This is a genomic window from Kitasatospora sp. NPDC056531, from assembly GCF_042794375.1.
GTDB lineage: Bacteria > Actinomycetota > Actinomycetes > Streptomycetales > Streptomycetaceae > Kitasatospora.
On sequence record NZ_JBHTTU010000188.1, the window covers coordinates 1 to 2,966 of the forward strand.

A 2,966-nucleotide genomic window follows, 5' to 3' on the forward strand; every position below is an offset into this window, starting at 1 on the left:
GGGTACGGGACCACCCCGAGCTGCTGGAGCGGGTGGTGCGGCCGGTCTTCCGCAGCCGGACCGGGAACCGGGTGGTGTTCCGGATCGAGGGCGGCACCCCGCCGGCGGCGAGCCGGGAGCGCGTTCCGATCGACGTCAACGGGAACGCCAGGGTGCTCAAGGCCGACACCGACCCGATCAACCTGAACTTCGGGGTGTTCGAGCGGGCCGTCGAGTTCCTGATCGGGGCGCGGCCGGGCGCACGGCTGAAGGTGTTCGAGGTGGAGGAGGGCTGGTTCCGCGCCTTCCGCAGCCACGCCGTACCGGAGCAGGGCGAGCCGGCGTCGCTGCTGGGGCGCCCGCCCGGCGCGCCGCCGGAGCAGGCGGTCCCGCTGCCCCCTCCGCCCAAGCTGAAGGAGGTCACCGGTCGGCCGCGGGTGGTGGACACCCGCTACGGGCAGGACCAGCTCCAGGTCCCCGAGAACCTCATCCCCGAGCTGAACGAGTTCATCGTCCCGGGCAGCGGCCGGGTCGTGGAGTTCAAACCGTGAGGCGCCGCTACCACCTGCCGGACACGGCGACCGGGGACGGGCCTTCGGGCGACCGGGAGCGGCTGCTCGCCGTGGTGCGCGCGGCAGTGCAGCGTGCGGTGGCCGACGCCGGGCCGGGCGAGGTGGTAGCGCCAAGGCCCGGGGAGGCGGCCCGGGAGCGGTTCGCCCCGGAACGGCGGACCGCCGAGGGCACGTACGCCGTGCCCGGCTACGACGAGCACGGCAGACCGGTGGCGATCCCGCTCGCCCCCGCCCCCGGGGAGGCGACCGACCGGCTCGGGGCGCCGCCGGAGCGTACGGGGACCGGCCTTGCCGTGCCCGTACCGGGGCCCGCTCCGGACACCGGCCTTGCCGTGCCCGTACCGGAGCCCGCCGCGCCCCTGCCGTGGCCAGCCGCGCCACCCGAGGAGGGCGCCCGCCTCGGCGCCGACCGCTCCGCCGCCACGGCGGGTCCCGGCCCGGCCGCGATCACCCGCCTGATCCGGGACCGCTGGCCCGCCGCAGGCTGGGCCGACCCCGCCGGGGTCCGCTACGGCGTTTACGCCGCCGGCTCCGGCGAGGCCACCCCGCGGCTGTACTACCTGGCCCCCGACAGCGAGGGCCCGGTGCTGCGCGCCCTGCGGCTCACCGCCCGGGCGCCGGGCGCGCCGCGCGTCGTCGACCTGCCGAGCGGCGAGTACACCGTCGTCGCCCGCCCGCACGCTCCGGCCCAGCTGTACCGCGGACCGCGCCGGCTGCCCGACCTCGGGAACCCGCAGGACCTGGACCTCACCGTGAACTTCACCGTCCCGGCCGCCGACGTGCCCGAGGTGACCGTGCACGCGGCCCCCCGGTACCACCTCTGGCCGCGGCCGCGGATCCTGCGCGCGGACCAGCAGGACGGCCCCGCCGTCGTCGGCGCCGACACCACCTACCTCGCCGAGGTGGAGATCTGGCGCCTGGACGAGTCCGGCCGCTGGGCGCCGGTGTACGAACTGGCGCTGGTGTACGCCTTCATCGGCTACCGCTGGCGGGTGTACCGGATCGTGCACGACCGGCACGGCGAGCGGCTCCGGGTGCCCGTCGACAACCCGCAGTCGACCCGGGCCTCCTTCACCCACCGCTTCGACCGGGCCGGCGAGTACGAGGTGGAGTGCGAGGTCCGCCTCTCCTACGAGGACGCCTCCCCGGAGCCGGTCACCGAGCGCCGGACCGACACCGTCCAGCGGCTGGAGGAGCGGATGGCGCTGGAGCTGGCCGGACTGGAGAGGGCGACCCGCGCGCCGGGCGCCGAGCCGCTCTGGTCCCCGAGCGCCGACGCGCTCCTGGCCGCGGCCCGGCAGCGGCTGCGCCAGGCCGAACAGGCCCCCGCCCGCGACGAGGCACTGATCCGCGAACTACGCGAAACCGCCGGCGGGTTGGAGAGGAAGCTGGTCGGAACCACCGCCGCCGGGCCGTTCCCGCTGCGGGCGCTGTTTACCGACCGGCGCACCGCCCGGTCCCGGCCGATCTCACTCTTCGTCGGCCCGGCGCCGGACGCGACCGGCCCGGGCCACACCTGGCTGCTGATCGACGTGACGTACCCCGCGTTCACCCGGACCTACCGGGGCACCGGGCCCACCCCCGAGGAGGCGCTGCGGGCCGCCTTCGAGGACGCCCGGACCTCCTTCCGCGGCAGCTACCCGCCCGGCCGGATCCTGGCCAGGATCGAGTGGCCCGGGATGGAACGGCTGCAGCTGAAGCCCTTCGACTTCGCCACGGACACCGAGAGCTGGCAGCGCACCGCCTGGGAGTGGCTGTCCGTGGCCGCGACCGGGCTGGCCGTCGCGGGCACCGCCCTCGCGCTGGCCTTCCCGCTCACCTCGCCGGTGGTCGGCGCGATCGTGCTGGCCGGAGCGCTGACCGGCGGTGTGCTCAGTGCCGTCAACCTGGCCGAGCGACTGCACCACGACGCCTTCGAGTGGGACCGGGAGACCGCCCTCGACCTGGTGGCTCTGGCCACCGCGTTCGCCTCGGCGGGCGGGGCGGTCGCCCGCGGAGCCACGGTCGGCACCGCCCGGACCATCGCCGCCGGGGCGCCGCTGACCATCGAGACCACGGCCCGGCTCTCCCGGATCATCCGCTTCCAGCGCGCGATGCTCTACGTCGACCTCGGCACCCACCTGTCCGACGCCGTCCTGCTGTCCCACGACACCTACGTGCAGCTGCGCGACGTCGACGCCGCGATGTCCGACGCCGCGCTCGCACGCCTCCAGCGGGAGTACGGCACCGAGGAGGGCCACCACCGGTTCGAGTCCGAGCGCTTTACGCGGATCCTCGGTGTGCTGGCGCGCGCCGCCGTCAACGGCCTGCTGACCGTCGTGTCGGTGCGCGGCACTGCCAAGGCCGTCGCGGCGGGCGCGGCGAGGGCGGCCGCCGGGCGGATCCCCGGCCTGGACCGCAAGCCCTCGGTGCGGC

At 76.2% G+C, this 2,966-nt stretch carries 2 pseudogenes; both read left to right on the forward strand.

Annotated elements, in window-relative coordinates:
- Positions 1 to 530: pseudogene (locus tag ACFQ87_RS43745) on the forward strand (hypothetical protein); the annotation flags it as partial.
- Positions 527 to 2,966 (forward strand): annotated as a pseudogene (locus ACFQ87_RS43750) (hypothetical protein); the annotation flags it as partial. The pseudogenes ACFQ87_RS43745 and ACFQ87_RS43750, both read left to right, overlap by 4 nt.